The sequence below is a fragment of the Luteimonas yindakuii genome, assembly GCF_004803715.2.
Classification (GTDB): Bacteria; Pseudomonadota; Gammaproteobacteria; order Xanthomonadales; family Xanthomonadaceae; genus Luteimonas; species Luteimonas yindakuii.
In genome coordinates this window covers 195,516-216,354 of sequence record NZ_CP039383.2, presented here as the reverse complement: position 1 = coordinate 216,354, position 20,839 = coordinate 195,516, and the positions used below count along the sequence as shown (strand labels likewise).

General features: G+C 70.7%; 18 protein-coding genes. 9 read left to right on the top strand and 9 right to left on the bottom strand.

Annotation, left to right across the window (positions count from 1 at the left end):
• The first annotated feature begins 6 nt into the window (after positions 1-6).
• The 3 genes from E5843_RS00995 (at position 7) to E5843_RS00985 (ending at position 1,618) form a co-directional block, all read left to right on the top strand.
• On the top strand, positions 7-699 hold the full coding sequence (locus tag E5843_RS00995; protein WP_134675235.1) for a rhomboid family intramembrane serine protease: 693 nt from the start codon (positions 7-9) through the stop codon (positions 697-699).
• A gap of 66 nt (positions 700-765) precedes the next feature.
• Entirely contained in the window at positions 766-1,086 is a 321-nt protein-coding gene (locus tag E5843_RS00990; RefSeq protein WP_136411562.1) for a DUF1820 family protein, read from the top strand.
• Positions 1,087-1,093: 7 nt separating this feature from the next.
• Entirely contained in the window at positions 1,094-1,618 is a 525-nt protein-coding gene (locus tag E5843_RS00985; RefSeq protein WP_136411561.1) for a hypothetical protein, read from the top strand.
• Positions 1,619-1,698: 80 nt separating this feature from the next.
• On the opposite strand, the gene E5843_RS00980 is transcribed toward E5843_RS00985, so the two are convergent.
• The 3 genes from E5843_RS00980 to gpmI form a co-directional block, all read right to left on the bottom strand.
• Positions 1,699-3,360 carry a S41 family peptidase gene (locus E5843_RS00980; protein WP_141065561.1) on the bottom strand — a complete coding sequence of 554 codons (1,662 nt, stop codon included), beginning with the start codon at positions 3,358-3,360 and terminating at the stop codon, positions 1,699-1,701.
• Between the two features lie 71 nt (positions 3,361-3,431).
• Positions 3,432-4,658 (bottom strand): murein hydrolase activator EnvC family protein, encoded by a 1,227-nt coding sequence (locus E5843_RS00975; RefSeq protein WP_136411560.1) that lies wholly within the window; start codon positions 4,656-4,658, stop codon positions 3,432-3,434.
• On the bottom strand, positions 4,658-6,196 hold the full coding sequence (gpmI, locus tag E5843_RS00970) for a 2,3-bisphosphoglycerate-independent phosphoglycerate mutase (protein ID WP_136411559.1): 1,539 nt from the start codon (positions 6,194-6,196) through the stop codon (positions 4,658-4,660). The genes E5843_RS00975 and gpmI overlap by 1 nt, the downstream gene beginning before the upstream one ends.
• Before the next feature lie 113 nt (positions 6,197-6,309).
• Between gpmI and E5843_RS00965 the strand changes: the two genes are divergently transcribed.
• Together E5843_RS00965 and E5843_RS00960 are read left to right on the top strand one after the other, a co-directional pair.
• Positions 6,310-7,050, top strand: a complete 741-nt coding sequence (locus tag E5843_RS00965) for a hypothetical protein (RefSeq protein WP_425478430.1) — start codon at positions 6,310-6,312, stop codon at positions 7,048-7,050.
• Between the two features lie 82 nt (positions 7,051-7,132).
• Entirely contained in the window at positions 7,133-8,842 is a 1,710-nt protein-coding gene (locus tag E5843_RS00960; protein WP_141065560.1) for a M28 family metallopeptidase, read from the top strand.
• 643 nt (positions 8,843-9,485) lie between these two features.
• On the opposite strand, the gene tyrS is transcribed toward E5843_RS00960, so the two are convergent.
• Positions 9,486-10,703, bottom strand: coding sequence for a tyrosine--tRNA ligase (tyrS, locus tag E5843_RS00955; RefSeq protein ID WP_425480721.1), 1,218 nt, complete (start codon positions 10,701-10,703; stop codon positions 9,486-9,488).
• Between the two features lie 188 nt (positions 10,704-10,891).
• Between tyrS and E5843_RS00950 the strand changes: the two genes are divergently transcribed.
• Together E5843_RS00950 and E5843_RS00945 are read left to right on the top strand one after the other, a co-directional pair.
• On the top strand, positions 10,892-12,364 hold the full coding sequence (locus tag E5843_RS00950) for a M23 family metallopeptidase (protein ID WP_141065559.1): 1,473 nt from the start codon (positions 10,892-10,894) through the stop codon (positions 12,362-12,364).
• A 64-nt stretch (positions 12,365-12,428) separates the two neighbouring features.
• Entirely contained in the window at positions 12,429-13,583 is a 1,155-nt protein-coding gene (locus E5843_RS00945; RefSeq protein ID WP_136412986.1) for an anhydro-N-acetylmuramic acid kinase, read from the top strand.
• Positions 13,584-13,628: 45 nt separating this feature from the next.
• On the opposite strand, the gene E5843_RS00940 is transcribed toward E5843_RS00945, so the two are convergent.
• Genes E5843_RS00940 through E5843_RS00930 form a run of 3 tightly spaced genes read right to left on the bottom strand, consistent with a single transcriptional unit; the run spans position 13,629 to position 16,032 of the window.
• Positions 13,629-13,910: a hypothetical protein gene (locus E5843_RS00940; protein ID WP_425478432.1), complete on the bottom strand. Its 282-nt coding sequence runs from the start codon at positions 13,908-13,910 to the stop codon at positions 13,629-13,631.
• On the bottom strand, positions 13,907-15,235 hold the full coding sequence (locus E5843_RS00935; protein WP_136411558.1) for an AmpG family muropeptide MFS transporter: 1,329 nt from the start codon (positions 15,233-15,235) through the stop codon (positions 13,907-13,909). The genes E5843_RS00940 and E5843_RS00935 overlap by 4 nt, the downstream gene beginning before the upstream one ends.
• The gene (locus tag E5843_RS00930; protein WP_136411557.1) at positions 15,232-16,032 is read right to left on the bottom strand and encodes an exodeoxyribonuclease III; all 801 of its coding nucleotides are present in this window, start codon (positions 16,030-16,032) and stop codon (positions 15,232-15,234) included. Before E5843_RS00930 ends, E5843_RS00935 begins: the two co-directional genes overlap by 4 nt.
• A gap of 91 nt (positions 16,033-16,123) precedes the next feature.
• Between E5843_RS00930 and pyrE the strand changes: the two genes are divergently transcribed.
• The gene (gene pyrE / locus E5843_RS00925; protein ID WP_136411556.1) at positions 16,124-16,783 is read left to right on the top strand and encodes an orotate phosphoribosyltransferase; all 660 of its coding nucleotides are present in this window, start codon (positions 16,124-16,126) and stop codon (positions 16,781-16,783) included.
• A gap of 47 nt (positions 16,784-16,830) precedes the next feature.
• On the top strand, positions 16,831-17,481 hold the full coding sequence (locus E5843_RS00920) for a hypothetical protein (protein WP_134675246.1): 651 nt from the start codon (positions 16,831-16,833) through the stop codon (positions 17,479-17,481).
• A 21-nt stretch (positions 17,482-17,502) separates the two neighbouring features.
• On the opposite strand, the gene E5843_RS00915 is transcribed toward E5843_RS00920, so the two are convergent.
• On the bottom strand, positions 17,503-18,384 hold the full coding sequence (locus tag E5843_RS00915; RefSeq protein ID WP_136411555.1) for a DNA ligase: 882 nt from the start codon (positions 18,382-18,384) through the stop codon (positions 17,503-17,505).
• 133 nt (positions 18,385-18,517) lie between these two features.
• Positions 18,518-20,836 (bottom strand): phosphomannomutase/phosphoglucomutase, encoded by a 2,319-nt coding sequence (locus E5843_RS00910; RefSeq protein WP_243733165.1) that lies wholly within the window; start codon positions 20,834-20,836, stop codon positions 18,518-18,520.
• Positions 20,837-20,839 lie beyond the last annotated feature (3 nt).

Here is a 20,839-nt window from a genome sequence, read left to right as displayed (position 1 = left end):
CACTGCATGTTCGTTGCCGTCCCCACCCGCGCCCGCACCCTGTTCCGCTGGGCCACGCCCCTGCTGGCGGGGCTGCTGTGGCTGGCCTATGTGGCCGCCGCGATGCGCCCCGACGCGGTGCGCCACGACCTGGTGCTGGAGTGGGGTGCGCTCAGCGGCGGCCTGGCCCCGCCCGACCTGTGGCGCACCTGGGCGGAATCCGAGCGCTGGCTGCGGCTGCTGACCGCACTGTTCCTGCATGCGGACTGGACCCACCTGCTCGGCAACCTGGTGTTCCTGATGATCTTCGGCCTGCCGGCCGAGCGGGCGATGGGCTCCTGGCGGCTGTTGCTGCTGTTCCTGGTCGGTGGTGCGTTCGCCAACTTCATCGCCGCACTGGCGATCGGCGCGCCCGACCGCCTGATCATCGGCGCCAGCGGCGCGGTGTCGGCCATCATCGGCGCCTACCTCGCGCTGTTTCCCAGCGCACGCCTGGGCGTGGTGGTGCCGCTGGGGCTGTTCCTCGAGTTCGTGCGCGCACCGGCCTCGCTGCTGATCGGCATCTGGGCGCTGCTGCAGGTGGTGTTCGCCTACATCGGCCCGGCATTCGGCACCGTGGCCTGGGCCGCGCACGTCGGCGGCTTCCTGTTCGGCGCCGTGTTCGCGGTCGCCTCGCGCGGGGCGATCGCCCGCAGGCTGCGCCGTCGCAACGGCTACTGACGACGTCGCTGCGCACCGCGTCCGCGACGATCACCACCGTCACCACGGGCTTCTATAATCGGCGGCATGTCCAAGCCGCTGTACAAGATCAGTTTCCTCAACCACGGCCGCGTCTACGAGCTGTACGCGCGCCGCGTGGCCAGTGGCAGCCTGTGGGGCTTCGTCGAGGTCGCCGAGCTGGTGTTCGATGTCCACGACACGCTGGTGGTCGACCCCACCGAAGAGCGCCTGCGCAGCGAGTTCGGCGAAACCCGCGTCCTGCACCTGCCGATGCAGAGCGTGCTGCGGGTGGAGGAGGTCGAGCGCAAGGGGCAGTCGGCGATCCGCGATGCCGAATCCGGCGAACGCGTGGTCACCCCGTTTCCGTTCCCGGCCAAGCCGCGCTGAAAACCGCATGCCCGCGCACGTCGCCCGCATCACCGGCCTGACCACCGCAGCCGCGACTGTCCTGTTCGCGCTCGCCGCGTGCACGCGCACGCCGGCGCCGGCGCCCGCCGCGGCGCCCGGGGTCGATGCGGCGCGTGGCAACGGGTTCACCGTCACCCTGGCGCTGTCGGAAGCCGCCTCGCGTATCGTCGCGGTGGAACACGCGACCATCACCGTGAGCGCGGAGTGGTTCGGCTATCCCACCGTGGCCGCGCAACAACGCCAGCTGCCCGGTACCGAGCAGGCGTGGCTCAGCCTGCATCGAGAGACCCGCGAAACCGGCGGCGCCGGCGAGGTGCATTTCCGTTCGCCGGTGTTCGACCCGGCCGACCTGGCGCTGATCGAGCGCGGCCGCCCGCAGCTGCGCATCGAAGTGCATGACGGCGATGGCAGCGTCCACGACGCGTTGCTCGACTGCGGTGCCTTCCAGGGCGAGCTTGCGAGCGCCGAACGCGACGGTGTCGGCATCGACTGCCGGCTGGCCGCCGAATAGGCAAACGCCCGCCGCCGCGCTGCGGTGGCGGCGCCCGCGGGCGCGTTACGGCGACCAGTCTTGCGTGCTGCGTGCCGCGCTCAGTCGTCGTCCTGTTCGGCGGCCGCGGGCTCGATGGCAGGTTCGGAAGGAGCCGGCGCAGCCGCTCCGGGTTCGCCGTCATCCGGGGCAGGCGCAGGCTCCGATGCCGGGGGCACCGGCGTGGCGCCGTCATCCAACGCCGGCGCAGGCGTTGCGCCATCGTCGGTCACGCCCGGGGCAGCAGCCGACGTCGCCGCCGCGCCCGGCTGCTTGAGTTCAGCCAGCGCCGCCGCAATCGGCCCATCGCCCTCCAGCACCGCGCCGGCACTGTCGCCGGCCAGGCCTTCCTCCTCGTCGCCGCGCAGGTGGCCGGGCAACGCCGCCTCGGACCAGCCATTGCGCACCGGCGCGTCGCCGCCGTCGGGCTGCAGTTCGCGGTCGGGATCAATGCCGCGGGCCTGGATCGAGCGCCCGCTCGGCGTGTAGTAGCGCGCGGTGGTGAGCTTGACCGAGTCGCCGTTGTCGAGCGGCAGCAGGGTCTGCACCGAGCCCTTGCCGAACGTGCGGCTGCCGACGATGCGTGCGCGGTCGTTGTCGCGCAGCGCACCGGCGAGCACTTCGGATGCGCTGGCCGAACCGGCATCGACGATCACCACAATCGGCGCGCCGGCCAGCAGGTCACCGGGGGTGGCATTGAACACCGCATCGCTGATCGGGATGCGCCCGCGCGTGCTGACGATCTGGCCGCTGTCGAGCAGGTCGTCGGCGATCTGCACCGCGCCGGTCAGCAGGCCACCCGGATTGCTGCGCAGGTCGAGCACCAGCCCACGCAGCGCGCCACCGGCCTGCAGCTCCTTCAAATGGCGCTGGAACTCGGCCGCGGTATCGACCTGGAACGCGCCGACACGGATATAGCCGTAGCCGGGTTCGAGCATGCGCGAGCGCACGCTGACCACGCGGATGGTCTCACGCTCGACCGGGATCTCCAGCGGCGCCGCCTCGCCTTCGCGCATCACGGTCAGGGTGATCGAAGTACCGGGCGTGCCGCGCAGGGGACCCTGGCCTTCGTGGTTGGCGGGCGTCAGCGGGACCCCGTCGACGGCGACGATCGCATCTCCCGACCGCAGCCCCGCACGCGCCGCCGGAGTACCGTCGATGGGCGCGACCACACGCAGCCCGCCATCCGGCAACTGGATGACCTCCACGCCGATCCCGCTGTAGGCGCCGGTGGTGCTCTCATCGAAGGCGTCGGCGTCCTCGGCATCGAGGTAGGCGCTGTGCGGGTCGAGGTCGAACAGCAGGCCGCGGATCGCCGACTGCATCAGCTCGGCATCGTCGACCGGATCGACATAGGCCTCGCGCACGGCGTTGTAGACGGCGACGTAGCGCTTGATCTCGTCGAGTGGCACGCGCCGCGACGGCTGGGTGCCGGCGTCGGGATCATCCGCCGCCGGCACTGCACGCGCCATTTCGCGCTCGTCCGCGGGTGCTGCGGCGGGGTCGGCGGCCGGCGGGCCCTGGTCCTGGCCATGATCGGCCGGCGCGGCACCGCCTTCGGCCGCTGGCAGTGTCTCCGCGGGCGCATCGTGCGTGGGCGGAACCCCGGTCGCCGGCTGTGCCGCAGGCACCGGTGTGGCCGGCGGCTCGACCGGCGGCGTCTGTGCCAGCAACGGGGCCGACAGCAGGCCGGCGATCAACAACGGCAACAGGCGCACACGCATCCGGGTTCTCCAGCAGGGTCGCCCGATTATGCACGGCCGCCCGCACGCGCCGTGGCGGCGCGGCCGCGCGTTCAGCGCCTCTGCAGCCAGGTCGACGGATCGATCGGCTTGCCGTCGCGACGCAGCTCGAAGTACAGCGCGGGCTGCCCCTGGCCCCCGGAATTGCCGACGCTGGCGACGGTGTCGCCACGGCCGACGCGATCGCCGACCTGGCGCAGCACCGCATCGTTGTGGGCGTACAGGCTCATGTGGCCGTTGCCGTGGTCGACGATGACGATGTTGCCGTAGCCGGTCATCCATTCCGCGAACACCACGGTGCCCTCGGCCACTGCCTTGACCGGGGTACCGGCGGCGGCCCCGATCAGCACGCCGGAGCTGGCGCGGCCATCGGGCATGCGCGCGCCGAAGCGCGCCAGCAGCGTGCCAGCCACCGGCCAGCCCAGCCCGCCGACCTGCACCGGCGCGGTGCGCGCGACCTGCGCCGGCGCGCGGCGCGGCGCGTTGGCGCGGCCCGGGGTCGTACTGGATTCGCGCGCGGCCGCCTGCTCGGCGCGGCGACGTTCGGCGGCGGCACGCCGCGCCGCCGCGCGCAGCTGCGTCAGCACCTGTTCGAGCCCGCGCGCGTCGCGGCCGAGCGCCTGCTCGCGCTGCCGACGATCGCCGTAACGCTCTTCCAGGCCGGCCACCGTCGCGGCGCGCGCCTTGCGGTCGGCCTCGAGTCCGGCGCGTTGCTCGCGCTGGGTGGCACGGATGGCTTCCAGCGCCGCGGTACGTTCGCCGATCTCGCGTTCCAGCGTGTCGAGTTCGGCCAGCTCGCGGCCCAGTGCGCGGATGCGCTCGCCCCGGTCGCGCTGCAGGTGGCGGTGGTAGGCCAGCAGGCGCCCGGAGCCGCCGGCGCTGTCCTGCGACAGCAGCAGCTTCAGCGCGGCGTGGTCGCCAACGGTGTAGGCCGCGCGCAGCAACGCGGCCAGTTCGTCGCGCTGCGCACCGAGGCGCTCGCGCAGGCCGTCGCGGCGTCCGGCGAGTGCGGCCAGCTCGGCCTGCTCGCGCGCCAGCTGGGCTTCGGTCTGCTGCAGCGCGCGGGTGGCGGCGGCGACGCGTTCATCGGCGGTGCGCAGCGAACGGGTGGCCTCGCCGCGTTCGCCCTCGAGCTTGCGGCGCTCGCTGGCGACCGCATCGAGTTCGCGCTTGACCTGCTGCAGGCGCCGCTCGGTCTCGCGCTGGTTCTGCCCGGCGGCGGGCAGCGCCAGCAGCAGGGCGACGGCCAGTGCGATCGCGCAGCGCCCGGCCGGTCGCATCAGCCGTGCAGCAGCAGCGAGGTGCCGGTCATCTCGGCCGGGGGCGTGACGCCAAGCATGTCGAGCAGGGTCGGTGCGAGATCGCGCAGCGCGCCGTCGGCGCGCAGGCGCACCCCGGGCCGGCCGACGTACACCAGCCCGACCGGGCCCACCGTATGCGCGGTGTGCGGTTCGCCGGTGTCCGGGTCGCGCATCATCTCGACGTTGCCGTGGTCGGCGGTGACCAGCAGCTCGCCGCCGCGCGCGACCACGGCCGCCACCACCTCGCCGACCGCGCGGTCCACCGCTTCCACCGCCTTGATCGCCGCCTGCAGGTCGCCGCTGTGGCCGACCATGTCGGGGTTGGCGTAGTTGCAGATGATCGCGTCGAAACGGTCGGCCTCGATCGCCTCGACCAGGCGCCGGGTGACCTCGGGCGCGCTCATTTCCGGCTGCAGGTCGTAGGTGGCGACCTGCGGGCTCGGCACCAGGATGCGTTCCTCGCCGGCAAACGGCACCTCGCGGCCACCACTCATGAAGAACGTCACGTGGGCGTACTTCTCGGTCTCGGCGATGCGCAGCTGGGTCAGGCCGTGGCCGGCCAGCACCTCGCCGAGGGTGTTGCGCAGGTCATCGGGCGCGAATGCAACCGGCGCCGGCAGGGTCGCGTCGTAATTGGTCAGGCAGACGAAGCGCGCCAACGCCGGCCGGCGTGCCTGGAAACCATCGAAGCCGGGCTGCACGAATGCGGCGCTCAACTGGCGTGCGCGGTCGGCGCGGAAGTTCATGAACACCACCGCATCGCCATCGGCCATCGGCAGCGCGCCGTCGAGCACCACCGGCTGCACGAACTCGTCGTTCTCGTCGCGCGCATAGGCTGCGGCCAGTGCCGCCTGTGCATCGGTCGCATGCTGGCCCTGCGCGTCGACGACGACATCCCACGCGCGGCGCACGCGCTCCCAGCGATGGTCGCGATCCATGGCGAAATAACGGCCGCAGAGGCTGTAGATGCGCGCATTGCCCACCCGTGCGCATGCGGCCTGCAGGCGCTCGAGGCTCGGCAGCGCCGAGCGCGGCGGCATGTCGCGGCCATCGAGGAACGCATGCACGGCAACCCTGGCGACGCCACGACGCGCGGCGAGATCCAGCATCGCGTACAGATGGCGCTCGTGCGCATGCACGCCGCCCGGCGAGACCAGGCCCATCAGGTGCAGGGTGCCGCCGGAGGCGCGCACCGCGTCGCAGGCGGCAACCAGTTCGGCATTGCCGAAGAAACTGCCGTCCTCGATCGCGGCATCGATGCGCGTGAGTTCCTGGTACACCACGCGGCCGGCACCGATGTTCATGTGGCCGACTTCGGAGTTGCCCATCTGCCCATCCGGCAGGCCGACATGGCGTCCTTCGGTATGCACCAGCGTGCGCGGGCCCGCCTCCCACAGGCGGCGCCAGTGCGGAATATCGGCCAGGGCAATGGCGTTGTCGCGCGGGTCCTCGCGGTAGCCCCAGCCATCGAGGATCAGCAGGACCGCGGGTTTGGGACGGCGGGAGGCGATGGACACGACGTTCGGCCCTGTGACTTCGGACAGGTGCGATTGTAGCCGCGCACGCGCATGCTGACGGCGTGGCGGTGCCCTGCGCCACCGCGACCACCCTACGTCCCGGGAACCCACGCATGAATCGCAACCGCATTCCCAGTCGTTCCGTCTTCGCCCTGGCCGTCGCGGTCGCGCTGTGCGCGCCCGTGGCCATGGCGCAGGAGAGCATCAGCAAGGTCAACGGCGGCATCTCCGTCGAAGCCGATCGCCATGTCGGCGACATCGACACCGTCAACGGCGGCATCCGCCTTGGCGACGGCGCACGCGCCGGCGACGTGGAAACCGTCAATGGCGGCATCACCCTCGGCAGCCGCGTCACCGCCGGTGCGCTGGAGACGGTCAACGGCGGCATCCGGTTCGGCGACAACGTCGGCGTCGACAGCCTGACCACGGTCAATGGCGGCATCCGCGGCGGCCACGACACCCGCGTCGCCGGCAAGGTGGAAACCGTCAGCGGCAGCATCTTCCTCGACCGCGGCAGCGAGGTCGGGGAGGACGTCGAGACCGTCAACGGCGGCATCGGCCTGGTCGGCACCCGCGTCGGCGGCGATGTCGAGACCATCAACGGCGATGTCACCATCGGCGCCAATTCGCATGTGCGCGGTGGTGTCTACGTACGCAAGCCGTCGTCGTCGTGGTTCCCGATCAACATCAACCAGCGCAAGCCACGCATCGTCATCGGCCCCGGCGCGGTGGTCGACGGCGAACTGGTGTTCGAACGTGCGGTCACCCTGTACGTGCACGAGACCGCGCGCACCGGCGCGATCACCGGTGCCGAAGCGCAGCCCTACAGCGACGACCGCCCGCCGCGCGACTGACCGGCGGCATGCGGGCGCCCGCCGGCAGTGGCCGCGGGCGCCGGGTGGCCTAGAATCGGTGTCCCCGTACCGGAGACACCGCATGCACAGACCCCTCCTGATCGGCACGCTGGCCGCAGCGCTTGCGCTGGCCGGCTGCAACCGCGACGCAGCGTCCCCGGATGCGAACGGACAGGCCGCACCGGCGCCGGGCAGCACCGCCGATGCCACCCATGCGTTCACGCCGGAGATCACCGCCGCCGACTTCGCCGAACTCACCCGCACGCTGGCCTCCGACGACTTCGAGGGCCGCGCGCCCGGCTCGGCCGGTGAAGAGAAGACCGTCGAATACATCCGCGCGCAGTACGAGCGCATCGGGCTCAAGCCCGGCGGCGCCGACGGCAGCTGGTACCAGACCGTGCCGATGATCGAGACCACCGCCGATACCGCCACCACGCTGCGCATCGTCGGGCCGCAGGGCGAACGCACGCTGGCCTTCGGCGACCAGATGGTGATCGGCACCCGCACCGGCCAGGCGCAGGTGAGCGTGGCCGACAGCGAACTGGTGTTCGTCGGCTATGGCGTCGATGCGCCGGAGCAGAACTGGAACGACTACGCCGGCCTCGACGTCAAGGGCAAGACCGTGGTCATGCTGGTCAACGACCCGGGCTTCCACGCCAAGGACGCGCAGCTGTTCGAAGGCGACCGCATGACCTATTACGGCCGCTGGACCTACAAGTTCGAGGAAGCCGCGCGCAAGGGCGCCAGCGCCGCGCTGATCATCCACGACACCCCCGGTGCCTCGTACGGCTGGGACGTGGTGAAGAACTCCTGGTCGGGCGCGCAGTTCGACCTGCGTGCCGAGGACGATCCGGAGCCGCGCCTGCCGGCGCAGGGCTGGATCACCGGCGACGTCGCACGCGAACTGTTCAGCGCCGCGGGCCTCGACCTCGACGCGCAGATCGCGGCCGCCAGCCGCCGCGGCTTCCGCCCGGTGCCGCTGAAGGCGACGGTGTCGTTCGACCTCGCCAGCACCATCGCCGAGAAGTCGTCGCGCAACGTGATCGGCGTGCTGCCGGGCAGCGAGCGTCCCGACGAGGCGGTGATCTACATGGGCCACTGGGACCACCTCGGCGCGCACGAGGAGAACGGCGAGAAGGTGATCTACAACGGTGCGGTCGACAACGCTACCGGCATCGCCGGCATCATCGAGATCGCCGAGCGCTTCGCCACCGCGCAGCCGGCGCCGAAGCGCTCGGTCGCGTTCCTGGCGGTCACGCTGGAGGAGTCCGGCCTGCTCGGCTCGAAGTACTACGTCGCCCATCCGAGCTTCGAACTGTCGAAGATCGCCGCGGTGATCAACCTCGACGCGATGAGCGTGGCCGGTCCGTCGCGCGACTTCGTGGTCACCGGCATGGGCAACTCCGAGCTGGAGGACCTGCTCAAGGTCGAGGCCGAACGCCAGGGCCGCGTACTCGCCGAGGAAGGCAATCCGGCCGGCGGCTTCTACTTCCGCTCCGACCATTTCAACTTCGCCAAGGCCGGCGTGCCGGCGCTGTACGCCAAGGGCGGCGGCGACCTGGTCGATGGTGGCACCGCCGGCGGCGAGGCGGCAGCCAAGGATTACGCCACCCGCTACCACCAGCCGGGCGACGTGTTCCGCGACGAGTGGAATCTCGAAGGCGTGGTGCAGGACCTGGAGGCCCTCTACGGCGTCGGCCGCGCGCTGGCCGACGACACCACGCTGTGGCCGAACTGGTACGAGGGCAATCCCTTCAAGGCCAACCGCGACGCGATGATGTCGGCGCAGTAAGCGGTCGACACCGCGGTACAAAGGACGGCGCCTTCGGGCGCCGTTTTTTTTTGATGCTTCCCCCGATCGCGGGACCCCCACAGCAGTCTCGTGGCCCACCACGGCCACAGGGGGATGCCCAGCCGGCCGAAGTCCGCGTCCAGCTACCACGGCCGTCGCCGGCCATCCATGGCCGGCTCTGGACATCCCCCTGCGTCCGCGGCGGGCTCCAACCTGTCGCCGGATCGGAACGAAGATCAGAATCAACGGCGAAGAACGACGGCGGCGGTCGCAGGCGAAGCCTGCCGCTCCTGCTCTCCATGCCGGGGGCGGCGCACGCCCGGGCCCGTTGCGTGCGCCGGGGGGTGTGCTCCCAGCCGGCCATGGATGGCCGGCGGCCGGCCGTGGTAGCTGGACGCGGACTCCGGCCAGGGGAGCACGCCCCCCGGTGCACGCGACGGGCAGCGCGACACACAACGGAGCCACTTACCGAATCACGGTAAGTCCGGCTTCCCCATCGCCCCGGACCTGCCGTAGGCACCGTTTTTTGGCGCAGATCTACGCAAGCCCTTGCGTCTCGGATGTCCGCACGTCTATCCGTAGCTTCGTGGGCGACCGTCCATCGCCTGTGCCGCCACAGCGCTTCGCGGCGCCGCGACCCGCCTCAGCCGACCAGCCGCACCCGCGCGAAGTTGCGCTTGCCGACCTGCAGCACGCCCTCGAAGCCGGGCGCGAACACCAGCCCCGCATCCTCGATCACCACACCATCCACTTTCACCGCTCGCTCCTTGAGCTTGCGGTTGGCCTCCGAATTCGATGGCGTGATGCCGGCCGCGGTCAGCAGCGCCGCGATGCGCAGGCCTTCGACGGGGACGTGGACGTCCTGCAACGGCAGCAGCGAGGTGTCGCCCTGCCCGGTCACCGCGGCATGCCAGCCCGCGATCGCGGTTTCCGCGGCGCCCGCATCGTGGAAGCGGGTGGCGAACTCGCGCGCCAGCCGCAGCTTGACGTCGCGCGGATTGAGGCCGGCAGCCACCTCGGCCTTCAGCCGTGCTGCTTCGTCGATCGGGATCTCGAAGCTCAGCAGTTCGATCCACTTCCACATCAAATCGTCGCCGATCCTCATCGTCTTGTTGACGATGTCGATCGCCGGCTCGGTGATGCCGATGTAGTTGCCCAGCGACTTCGACATCTTGTTGATGCCGTCGAGGCCTTCCAGCAACGGCAGCGTCAGCACCACCTGCGGCTTCTGCCCGTGGTGCTCCTGCAGGCCGCGGCCCATCAGCAGGTTGAAGGTCTGGTCGGTGCCGCCGAGCTCGACGTCGGCTTCCAGCGCGACCGAGTCGTAGCCCTGCACCAGCGGATACAGGAATTCGTGGATCGCGATCGGCTGCTGCGCGGCATGGCGTTTGGCGAAGTCGTCGCGCTCGAGCATGCGTGCCACCGTCAGCTGGCCGGCCAGGCGGATCATGTCCGCCGCCGACATCGTCCCGAACCACTCGCTGTTGAAACGCACCTCGGTGCGCTCGCGGTCGAGCACCCTGAACACCTGCGACTCGTAGGTGCGCGCATTGGCCAGCACGTCCTCGCGCGACAGCGGCTTGCGGGTGGCGTTCTTGCCCGAGGGGTCGCCGATCATCCCGGTGAAGTCGCCGATCAGGAAGATCGCCGTATGGCCGAGGTCCTGGAACTGGCGCAGCTTGTTGAGCAGCACCGTATGGCCCAGGTGCAGGTCCGGCGCGGTGGGATCGAAGCCGGCCTTCACCCGCAGCGGCCGCCCGGCCTGCAGCCGCGTGAGCAGTTCGTCGGGCTTGAGCAGTTCCTCGGTGCCGCGTGCGATCTGGTCGTAGGCGGCCTGGATGGCGGGGTCTGGCGCGGTCACGGCGATTCCTGGAAAGCCCGGTGCGACGCGCCCGTGGCTGAATGTGATGGAGTTCTGAAAACGGTGTTAAGAGCCTGTTAGCGCGGGCATTTCAGGAAATTCCCAGCGGTGTCAGGCATTTGACGCACCGAGTTGAGGTCTTTACTTTACCGCGCTGACGCGGAATTCACGCAGACACTGGAACGCAGATGACGACCAACGACCCGGCGTTCGACCCCGAACGCAACCGACTCGTTCGTCTCGCCAACCGCCGCGCCCTCGCGCTGCGGGCGAGCCAGCTCTCCGACCAGCTTCCCCAGCTGCTCGATCGTGACGGCTTCAACGGGCGCTGGACCCGCCGTCACTGGGGACAGGCCAGCATCTTCGCCAGTCTCGGCGCGCTGGTCATCGCGATGGTGCCCGGCTTCTCCAACGCCCTGCAGGCCGGCGACGGCGCGCAGCCCGCGCTGACCACCATGGCACTGGCGCTGCCGCCGCTGCAGGCGCCCGCGCGCGCCGCGGTGCAGCGCAGCTGGCAGACGGTGGCGGTGCAGCCCGGCGAAACCCTCGGCGCGATCTTCGAGGCCCAGGGCATTCCTGCCACCACCCTGCACCGGATCCTCGAGACCGATGCCGTGCGCGGCGCGCTGACCCGCCTGCGCCCCGGCACCGAGCTCGGCTTCGACATCGACGACAACGGCCGGCTGCGCGGTTTCCGCTTCGACCGCGGCACCACCGAGCGCGTGCAGCTGTCGCTGGCCGGCGACGAGGTCAAGGCCAGCGTCATCGAGCGCCCGGTCGAGCGCCACGCCACCGTGGTCACCGGCGAGATCACCAATTCCCTGTACGGCTCGGCGCGCCAGGCCGGGCTGTCGCCGAAGGTCATCCACACGATGACCGACAGCATCTTCCAGTACGACATCGACTTCTCGCGCGAGATCCAGCCCGGCGACCGCTACAGCGTGGTCATCGAGGAGTTGTGGCGCGAGGGCGAGAAGATCGGCAGCGGCGACGTCATCGCCGCGACCTTCACCACCGGCGGCAAGACCTATTCCGGCTTCCGCTACGAGCGCAATGGCAAGGCCGAGTACTTCACCGCCGACGGTCGCCCGCTGAAGAAGAGCTTCCTGCGCACCCCGGTGGAGTTCTCGCGCCTGAGTTCCAACTTCGGCGCCCGCCGCCATCCGGTGCTGGGCACGATGCGCATGCACAAGGGCGTCGACTACGCCGCGCGCACCGGCACCCCGATCATGGCCGCCGGCGATGCCCGCGTGCAGTTCAAGGGCTGGCAGCGCGGCTACGGCAACGTGGTGATCCTCGACCACGGCCGCGGCTACACCACGCTGTACGCGCACATGTCGAAGTTCGCCAACCTCCGCCAGGGCGAGCGCGTGCCGCAGGGCCGGGTGATCGGCTACATCGGTGCCACCGGCCTGGCCACCGGTCCGCACCTGCATTACGAATTCCGCGTCAACGGCGCGCACCGCAATCCGCTGACCCAGACCATGCCGCCGCCGGAACCGCTCAAGGGTGCCGACCTGGCCGCCTTCCGCGCCCACGTGGGGCCGGCACTGGCACGCATCGAGCAGGTCGAGGCGCTGCACTACGCGCAGGCTGCGGGTGGCAACGAGGCGCGCGTCGCGTCCACGACCACCACCCCAGCCGGCCGCGACGCCGGCTGATCAGACGCGCCGGCGCTGCCGGCCGCGTCCGTCGCCGGGCTGCGCGCGGCGCGTGTCCATACAGATGCCGTCTCCCGTGCCCGACGTGTTCCTCGGCCTGATGTCCGGCACCAGCGCCGATGGCATCGACGCGGCACTGGTGCGCTTCGCCGATATCGACGGTCGCCATCCGCGATTGCAGGCCGAACTGCTGTTCGGCCGCACCTATGCCTGGGACCCCGCGCTGCGTGCGCGCCTGGTCGAACTCGGCCAGCACGACCTGCCGCTCGGCCTCGACGACGTCGGCGAGCTCGACACCCGCATCGCCACCGCGCTTGCAGATGCCGCCTCGCAGGCGCTGGCCGACAGCGGCCTGCGCGCGGCCGAGGTTGCCGCCATCGGCTCGCACGGCCAGACCCTGCGCCACCGGCCGCACGGCCGTGCGCTGGACAGTCGCGATCGCTTCACCCTGCAACTGGGTGATCCAGGCCTGATCGCCGAACGCACCGGCATCACCACGGTCGCCGATTTCCGCCGCCGCGATGTCGCCGCCGGCGGCCAGGGCGCGCCCCTGCTGCCGGCGCTGCATGCGGCGCTGCTGCAGCACCCGCAAGAGCCGCGCGCAGTGCTCAACCTGGGCGGCATCGCCAACCTGACTTTGCTGCCGGCCGCCGATACGCCCGAAGGCGTGCGCGGCTTCGACACCGGCCCGGCCAACGGCCTGCTCGACGCCTGGTGCCAACGCCACCGCGGGCAGCCGTACGACCGCGGCGGGCTGTTCGCCGCCAGCGGGCAGGTCGACCACGCGCTGCTGGCGCGGCTGCGCGCCGAGCCGTGGTTCGCGCTGCCGCCGCCGAAGTCATCGGGCCGCGACCAGTTCCACCTCGGCTGGGTCGAGAGCCGGCTGGCCGGCCGTGAGTCACCGGCGGACGTCCAGGCCACCCTGCTGGCGCTGACCGTCACCACGGTGGCCGATGCATTGCGTGCCAGCGGTGCGGAGACCGCCCGGGTCATCGCCTGCGGCGGCGGCGTGCACAACCCGGTGCTGATGCAGGCGCTTGCCGCGGCGTTGCCGTGCGAGCTCGAATCGAGCACCGCGCACGGGCTGGATCCGGATTTCGTCGAGGCGATGGGCTTTGCCTGGCTGGCCCGCCAGACCCTGCGCGGCCTGCCCGGCAACCTGCCATCGGTGACCGGTGCGGCCGGCCCGCGCGTGCTGGGCGGCATCTATCCGGCGTAGCGTGGTGGCGGCCATGCGGCCGATCGGCGCCACTGTCGTGCGTGATCAGTCCTGTGCCACCTGTGCGGTGTCATCAATCCGCCCGATCATCGCGTAGCCCGGATCGTCCGGCACCGACTGCAGGGCGGCCAGCGCTTCCTGCAGCACGTCGACCTCCTGGTTGTCGAAGCCCGGGGTCTCGCCTTCGTAGACATGCAGGCCCTGCTCCAGCAGGTACAGCAGCGCATCGGACAGCGCCCAGCCGCGTGCTTCCGCCAGGCGACGGATGCGCCGGGCGAGGAACTCGTCGACATCCCGCAGCACGATGTCCATGCCAGCCACGTTCATCCCCCTCCTCCCATGACCCCGGGCTCCCTGACCGGATCGCGGATACGCTGCCACAGCCACGCCAGCAGCAGCAAGGTCGGCACCACGGTCAGCGCGCTGAGCACGAAGAACGTCGCGTAGGACGTCGCCTCGACCAGGAAGCCGGACACGCCGCCGGCGAACTTGCCGGGCAGGTTGGCCAGCGACACCAGCAGCGCGTACTGGGTGGCGGTGAAGTTGCGATCGGTCAGTGACGACATGAAGGCCACCAGCACGGTGCCGGCGAAGCCCTGGAACAGGTTGTCGGCGCTGATGGCGAGATAGAACGCCCAGATCTGCCCGGGGTTGTAGGCCATCAGCAGGAACGCGAGGTTGGACAGCGCCACGCCAATCGCGGCCACGAACAGCATCCGCCGGAAGCCGAACGCGGCCACGCAGATGCCGCCAAGAAACGCACCGACGATGCCGGTCCAGATGCCGTAGAGCTTGGACACGGTGGCGATGTCGGCCTTGCTGTAGCCGGAGTCGAGGTAGAACGGCCCCGCCATCACCCCGATCACCTGGTCGGGGAACTTGAAAAGGCCGACGAAGGCCAGCAGTGCCAGCCCAAGCAGCAGGCCATTGGTCGAGAAGAAACTGGTGAACGGCTGCCAGAACGCACCGAAGAAATCGATCCGGCGCACCACCGTGGCCTCCGGAATCGCCGGCTCGCGCGCGACCAGTGTGGTGACCACCGGCACCAGCATCAGCGCCGCCATCCACAGGTAGGCGCCGGTCCAGCCCTGGAATTCGGCCAGGTACAGCGCACCCGCACCGCCAACGATCAGGCCGATGCGATAGCCCAGCGTGTAGGTCGCGGCCAGCGCGCCCTGCGCGGTCGCGGGCGCGATCTCGATGCGGTAGGCGTCGACCACCGAGTCCTGGGTCGCGCCGGCGAAGGAGCCCACCAGCACCCAGATCACCAGCGTGGTCACGCCCATCTCCGGCCGCGACAGCGCCAGCGCGCCAAGGCTGGCGGCGACCAGCAGCTGCGAGAACAGCAGCCACGAACGGCGCCGGCCAAGGAACGCGGTCAGCGGAAACGCGTAGCGGTCGATCAGCGGCGCCCACAGGAACTTCAGCAGGTAGAAGAAGCTCGCCAGGCTGATCAGGCCGATGCTGCCGAGGTCGAGGCCGACATCGCGCAGGCGGGTGGACAGCGTCATCGACGCGATCAGCAGGAACGGCAGGCCGGAGCCGAAGCCCAGCACCAGCATGGTGAACGCCGACGGCGTGCCGAACGCGCGGCGGATGCCGGCCCAGCCCTTGTAGGACACCGGCGCTGCGGCGTCGCCGGCCTGGCTCATGCGCGGTAGTCCACGGTATAGGGCGCGTGGTCGGAGAAGCGCGGCTCACGCAGGATCGAGCAACCCGACAGCCGTTCGCGCAGCGACGGCGTGCAGAACTGGTAGTCGATCCGCCAGCCGACGTTGTTGGCGCGCGCGGCGCCGCGGTTGCTCCACCAGGTGTATTCCACCTCGTCGGGCTTGAGCGCGCGGAAGGTGTCGACCCAGCCCTGCGCAGGCTGCGGCGAACCATCGCCGCACGCATCGGCGACCAGGCCATTGAGCCACGCGCGCTCGGGCGGCGTGCAGCCGGAATTCTTCTGGTTGCCGGTCCAGTTCCTGATGTCGTTTTTCGCGCGCACGATGTTCCAGTCACCGCACAGCACGTAGTCGCGCCCGCTGGCCAGCCATTCGTCGAGGATGGGTTTCAGCCACTCCATCACCTCGAACTTGAAGCCCTGGCGCAGTTCGCCCGACGAGCCCGACGGGATGTAGAGCGACACCACGCTGAGGTTGCCGAAGCGCGCCTCGAGATAGCGGCCCTCGTCGTCGAAGGGCGCCCAGCCCAGCGACGCGCGCAGCTCGTCGGGTTCGCGGCGGCTGTAGATCGCCACCCCGCTGTAGCCCTTCTTCGTCTGCGCATCGCGGAACGCCACGTGGTAGCCGGGTGGCCGGAACTGTTCGCCGGCGAGCTGGTGCTCCTGCGCCTTGGTTTCCTGCACGCAGAGGATGTCGGCGTCCTGCAGCGCGAACCAGTCGAAGAAACCCTTGCTGGCAGCGGAACGGATGCCGTTTGCGTTGAAACTGATGATTCTCATGCGGTGTTGGCGGCCCCACGGACGTCGCCGGCTAGCCTACCGGATTGCCCGGCGCATCGACCGGCCAGCGCGCCGTGGGAGAATGCGCGCCATGACCGACCACCGCACCCGCTTCCTCCGCCTGGCGCTCGATGTCCAGGCGCTGCGCTTCGGCGACTTCGTGCTGAAGTCCGGCCGCAACAGCCCGTACTTCTTCAATGCCGGACGATTCGATTCCGGCACCGCGCTGGCCGGGCTCGCCGACTGCTACGCCGACGCGATCGACGCCGCCGGCGTTGGCTTCGACCTGCTGTTCGGCCCCGCCTACAAGGGCATCCCGCTGGCCACCGCGCTGGCCTGCGAGTACGCCACGCGCGGTCGCGACCTGCCGGTGGCCTTCAACCGGAAGGAAGCCAAGGCGCATGGCGAGGGCGGCACCCTGATCGGTGCACCGCTGGACGGACGCCGGGTGCTGATCGTCGACGACGTGATCACTGCAGGCACCGCGATCCGCGAGGCGCTGGGGCTGATCGCGGCCGCCGGCGGCACGGTCGCCGGCATCGTCATCGCGCTCGACCGCCAGGAGGTCGTCGACGAACACGCAACGCCGCGGCAGTCCGCGGCCCAGGCGGTGGCCACCGCACACGCGGTGCCGGTGATCGCCGTGGCAACGCTGGACGACCTGCTTGCGTTCGCCACCCAAAGCGCGTCACTCTCGTCGGAGCACGCGCGGTTGCTGGACTATCGCGCGCGTTACGGCAGCCAGGGCTGAGCATACCGACGGACGTTCGAACCGGCCGGGGGACGGGAGCGACCACGATGGACACGAAGACGATCATCACCGCGGCGGTCTGGGCAACGGCCCTGCTCGCCTGCGCGCCGGCAACGGCACAGAAGGCCGGCGGCGACACGCGCCGGGTGTACTGCTGGGAGGAGAGCGGCCGCAAGATCTGCGGTGACGCGCTGCCGGCCTCGGCGGTGGATGCACCGCGCACCGAGTTCAATGCCCGCACCGGCCTGGCGCGCGAGCAGCTGGGGCGCGCGCTGTCCTCGGCGGAACGCGCGGTCGCGGCAGAGGCCGCACGCCAGGCTGCACTCGCCGCCGAGGCCGATACCGCACGCCAGCGCCGCGACCTCGCCATGGTGGAGTCCTACGCGGCCGAGTCCGACCTGGAGCGCGCCTATGGCGAGCGCATCACCCTGGTCGACGAGTCGGTGAAGACCTCGCAGATGGGCGTGGCCAACCTGCGCGCCAGCCTGCTGAGCCTGCTGCGACAGGCCGCCGACCTGGAACTGCAGCAGCAGCCGGTGCGCAAGCCGTTGGCCGACAACATCCTCGCCCAGCACGCCGACCTGCTGCGGCAGCAGGCGATCCTGCAGCAGCAGCTGGCCGAGCGCAGCACGCTGGACCGCGACCTGCAGGACGCGCTCGCCCGCTATCGCGAACTCAAGCAGCTGCAGGCGGACTGAGCCGGCCGGCGACTCCGCCGGTCAGGGGCCTGTCGGCGGCATTTCGTCGCGTACGCGCACGAAGCGCGCGAAGCGCGGCAGGCCCCGCGCGGTCAGGCCGGAATAGCGATAGGTGACCCAGCTGCCGGGCGGCGGCGGCGCGTCGCGTTGCGCATCGGTGAAGCCGCTGCCCAGCCGCAGATGCCGACCATCCGGCAACTCCACCAGCAAAGCACCGAGCCTGCCAGCATGGCGCCCCTGCCCGGGCAGGTGGGCGACCACGCGAGCCTCGGCGTCGTCATGCGGCTTGTATTTGAGCAGCAGCTCGCTGCGCCCGCTGCGGTAGCGCGAGTCGCGATGGTGGAGCATCAACCCTTCGCCACCGGCGGCAACCACCGCGCGGAAATGGGCGTCGAGCGCCATCCGGTCGGCAAAGCGGCGCTGAGGCACCGGCCGCAACCAGGCGATGCCGGCCGCATCGAGCAGGCGCCGCATGCGTGCGATGCGCGCTTCGAAGCCGGCATCCTCGTCGGGCAGGTCGAACACCAGGAACCGCACCTCGCGCCAGGCGGTGTCCTCGCCGCCGTCGCTTCCGCGGACCAGCGCGCTGACCGCATCGAAGCGCCCGCGCCCAATCCACAGCTCCCCGTCCATCACCTGCGAAGGCCAGTTCTCGATGAACCAGGCCGGCGGCCGCACGCGCATGCCACCGCGCGTCCACAGGGCAGTGCCATCCCAGCGCGCGCGCACGCCGTCGAGTTTCTCGCTGACCCAGTACGCGCCGATGTCGTCGACATCCTGCGCGTAGGTGCCGGCAAGCATCGGCGGTGGCGCGCCGGGTGGTACCGCGAGCGCGGTGAAGCTACATGCCGTCGCACTGCACAGCAGTGCGATCCGCAGCCAGTGGTTGAACGTCCCGTCCATGTCGCGGCATCCGCTGGCCCGTCCCTGGGCGACAGCTCGAGCTTCGCGCCAGGCGCCGGGAAACGCCATCGGAAAACCCTGCGTTGGCGCGTCGGGATTCGACACGCCAGTGGCTGGAAGACCTGAGCGCGGATCAGAACGCCAGCGGCAGTTCCGGATCCACCGCCAGCAGCTGCTCGCGGAAGGTCTGCTGGATGCGCTTGAGCGCAGCCTCGCTGTCGGCGTCGAAGCGCAGCACCAGCACCGGCGTGGTGTTGGATGCGCGCACCAGGCCCCAGCCATCGGCCCAGTCGGCGCGTACGCCGTCGATGGTCGACAGCCGCGCGCCTTCCAGCGTGGCCGCGGCCTGGAAACGCTCGACGAAGGCATGCGGGTCGCCCCCCGGCGCCTGCACCTTGATCTCCGGCGTCGACACCCCGGCCGGCAGTGCGTGCAGCACCTGGGTCGGCGTCTCCGCCTGCGCAGCGAGGATCTCCAGCAGGCGCGCGGCCGCATAGATGCCGTCGTCGAAGCCGTACCAGCGCTCGGCGAAGAAGAAGTGGCCGCTCATCTCGCCGGCCAGTTCCGCTTCGGTCTCGCGCATCTTCGCCTTGATCAGCGAATGGCCGGTCTTCCACATCAGCGGGCTGCCGCCGTGGCGCAGGATGTGGCCCGGTAGTTTCCCGGTCGACTTGACGTCGAAGATGATCACCGCGCCGGGGTTGCGCTCGAGCACGTCGGCGGCGAACAGCATCAGCAGGCGATCCGGGAAGATGTTCTCACCGTCGCGGGTGACCACGCCCAGGCGGTCGCCATCGCCGTCGAAGGCGATGCCGAGGTCCGCGTCGAGGCGCTTGACCATGCTCACCAGGTCCTCGAGGTTGTGCGGCTCGCTCGGGTCCGGATGGTGGTTGGGGAAGGTGCCGTCGATCTCGCAGTACAGCGGCACGACCTCGGCGCCGATCGCCTCCAGCACGCGCGGACCGATCTCGCCGGCGACGCCGTTGCCGGCATCCACGACGACCTTGAGCGGGCGTTCGACCTGCACGTCGGACGCGATGCGCTCGACGTAGGCCTCGGCGATGTCCTGTTGCGACAGCCCGCCGGGCGCGGGCGCGGTATACAGGCGGTCTTCGGCGATGCGCGCGTAGAGGTCGACGATGGCGTCGCCCGACAGCGTCTCGCCGCCGACCACGATCTTGAAGCCGTTGTAATCCGGCGGGTTGTGGCTGCCGGTCAGCGAGATGCAGCAGCCGGTGCGCAGGTGATAGGCGCCGAAATAGGCCACCGGCGTCGGCACCATGCCGATGTCGATGACATTGCGACCGGCGCGGCGCAGGCCTTCGGTGAGACCCGCCAGCAGGTCGGGGCCGGACAGGCGGCCGTCGCGGCCGATCACGATGTCGGCGAGGTCCTGCTCGCGCATCAACGAACCGATGGCCTGGCCGATCAGTTCGGCGATGCCGGCATCGAGCGTTTCGCCGACCACGCCACGGATGTCGTAGGCGCGGAAGATGCTGCGGTCGATGCGCGCAGGTTGGGGTTTGGACACGTCCTTGACCTCGGATCTCTGGGGGACATCATTATCGACCGGTGCCTGCGCCACAGCTTCGAGCAGGGTGGGCGCACCGTCCTCGCCCGCCACCGCGTCGCGTGCGAACCCGGGCAGGACGCGCCAGGCGATGTACGCCAGCAGCAACAGCACCAGTGCGACGACGAAGGCCGGCATGCCGGCCAGGCCGAACGGCGCGGCGGCACCATATGGAAGACCGGCCGCCACCCGCAGGCCGCTGTCGGCAACCGGCGTGCCCAGCCGCTCCGCCGCGCCGGCATGGTCGGCACTGCCGCGTTCAAACAGGGTGACGCTGCCCTGCCGCACGGCGAGATACATCCGGTCCTCGTCGATGGCGGCGCTGTCGAAACCGGCGCGGATCCGTGCCAGCGGCAGGCGCGCCACCGCCACCCCGGCCAGCGCGCCGTCGGCATCCTTGATCGGTGCCGCGACGGCGAGCCGTTCGCTGCCGTCTTCGCGGATGACCAGCGCCAGTGCACGGTCATCGCTCATCGCCGCTTCCAGCACCGCGGCGCGGCCGAAGCCGGTAGCGGACAGGTCGGCGTACACGCTTTCCAGCGCAGGCGGATACACCGCCGCCTCTTCCAGCAATGGCCAGTCGCGGGCGAGTGCCGCGGCGGCGGCCTCGACCTCGCCGCGCAACAGCGGTCCACGCACCTGCGGCGAGTCCAGGCGCCCGGTCAGCCGCTCCTGCTCGGCGCGCAGGGCCTGCGCCACCGACTGCGAGACCAGATCACGCGCCTGCTCCAGCGCCGCGCGCCGGCCGGTGTCCTGGACATGGCGCCATCCGCCCCAGGCGATCCACAACGCCAGCAGCGCCAGCGCGATCGCCAGCAGCGGCAGGAACGGTCGCGCGCGTGCCAGCAACATGCGGGCCTTGTGCGGTTGGGTGTCGCTCATCCT

Excerpts from the sequence above, each read along its gene's own strand:
- pyrE (WP_136411556.1), top strand. The coding sequence starts at position 16,124 with ATGACCGACCACCGCACCCGCTTCCTCCGCCTGGCGCTCGATGTCCAG.
- E5843_RS00965 (WP_425478430.1), top strand. The coding sequence starts at position 6,310 with ATGAATCGCAACCGCATTCCCAGTCGTTCCGTCTTCGCCCTGGCCGTC.
- E5843_RS00910 (WP_243733165.1), bottom strand. The coding sequence starts at position 20,836 with ATGAGCGACACCCAACCGCACAAGGCCCGCATGTTGCTGGCACGCGCG.
- E5843_RS00975 (WP_136411560.1), bottom strand. The coding sequence starts at position 4,658 with ATGCGACCGGCCGGGCGCTGCGCGATCGCACTGGCCGTCGCCCTGCTG.
- E5843_RS00960 (WP_141065560.1), top strand. The coding sequence starts at position 7,133 with ATGCACAGACCCCTCCTGATCGGCACGCTGGCCGCAGCGCTTGCGCTG.
- E5843_RS00935 (WP_136411558.1), bottom strand. The coding sequence starts at position 15,235 with ATGAGCCAGGCCGGCGACGCCGCAGCGCCGGTGTCCTACAAGGGCTGG.
- E5843_RS00995 (WP_134675235.1), top strand. The coding sequence starts at position 7 with ATGTTCGTTGCCGTCCCCACCCGCGCCCGCACCCTGTTCCGCTGGGCC.
- E5843_RS00915 (WP_136411555.1), bottom strand. The coding sequence starts at position 18,384 with ATGGACGGGACGTTCAACCACTGGCTGCGGATCGCACTGCTGTGCAGT.
- E5843_RS00940 (WP_425478432.1), bottom strand. The coding sequence starts at position 13,910 with ATGAACGTGGCTGGCATGGACATCGTGCTGCGGGATGTCGACGAGTTC.
- E5843_RS00950 (WP_141065559.1), top strand. The coding sequence starts at position 10,892 with ATGACGACCAACGACCCGGCGTTCGACCCCGAACGCAACCGACTCGTT.
- E5843_RS00985 (WP_136411561.1), top strand. The coding sequence starts at position 1,094 with ATGCCCGCGCACGTCGCCCGCATCACCGGCCTGACCACCGCAGCCGCG.
- E5843_RS00990 (WP_136411562.1), top strand. The coding sequence starts at position 766 with ATGTCCAAGCCGCTGTACAAGATCAGTTTCCTCAACCACGGCCGCGTC.
- E5843_RS00945 (WP_136412986.1), top strand. The coding sequence starts at position 12,429 with ATGCCGTCTCCCGTGCCCGACGTGTTCCTCGGCCTGATGTCCGGCACC.
- E5843_RS00980 (WP_141065561.1), bottom strand. The coding sequence starts at position 3,360 with ATGCGTGTGCGCCTGTTGCCGTTGTTGATCGCCGGCCTGCTGTCGGCC.
- E5843_RS00930 (WP_136411557.1), bottom strand. The coding sequence starts at position 16,032 with ATGAGAATCATCAGTTTCAACGCAAACGGCATCCGTTCCGCTGCCAGC.
- E5843_RS00920 (WP_134675246.1), top strand. The coding sequence starts at position 16,831 with ATGGACACGAAGACGATCATCACCGCGGCGGTCTGGGCAACGGCCCTG.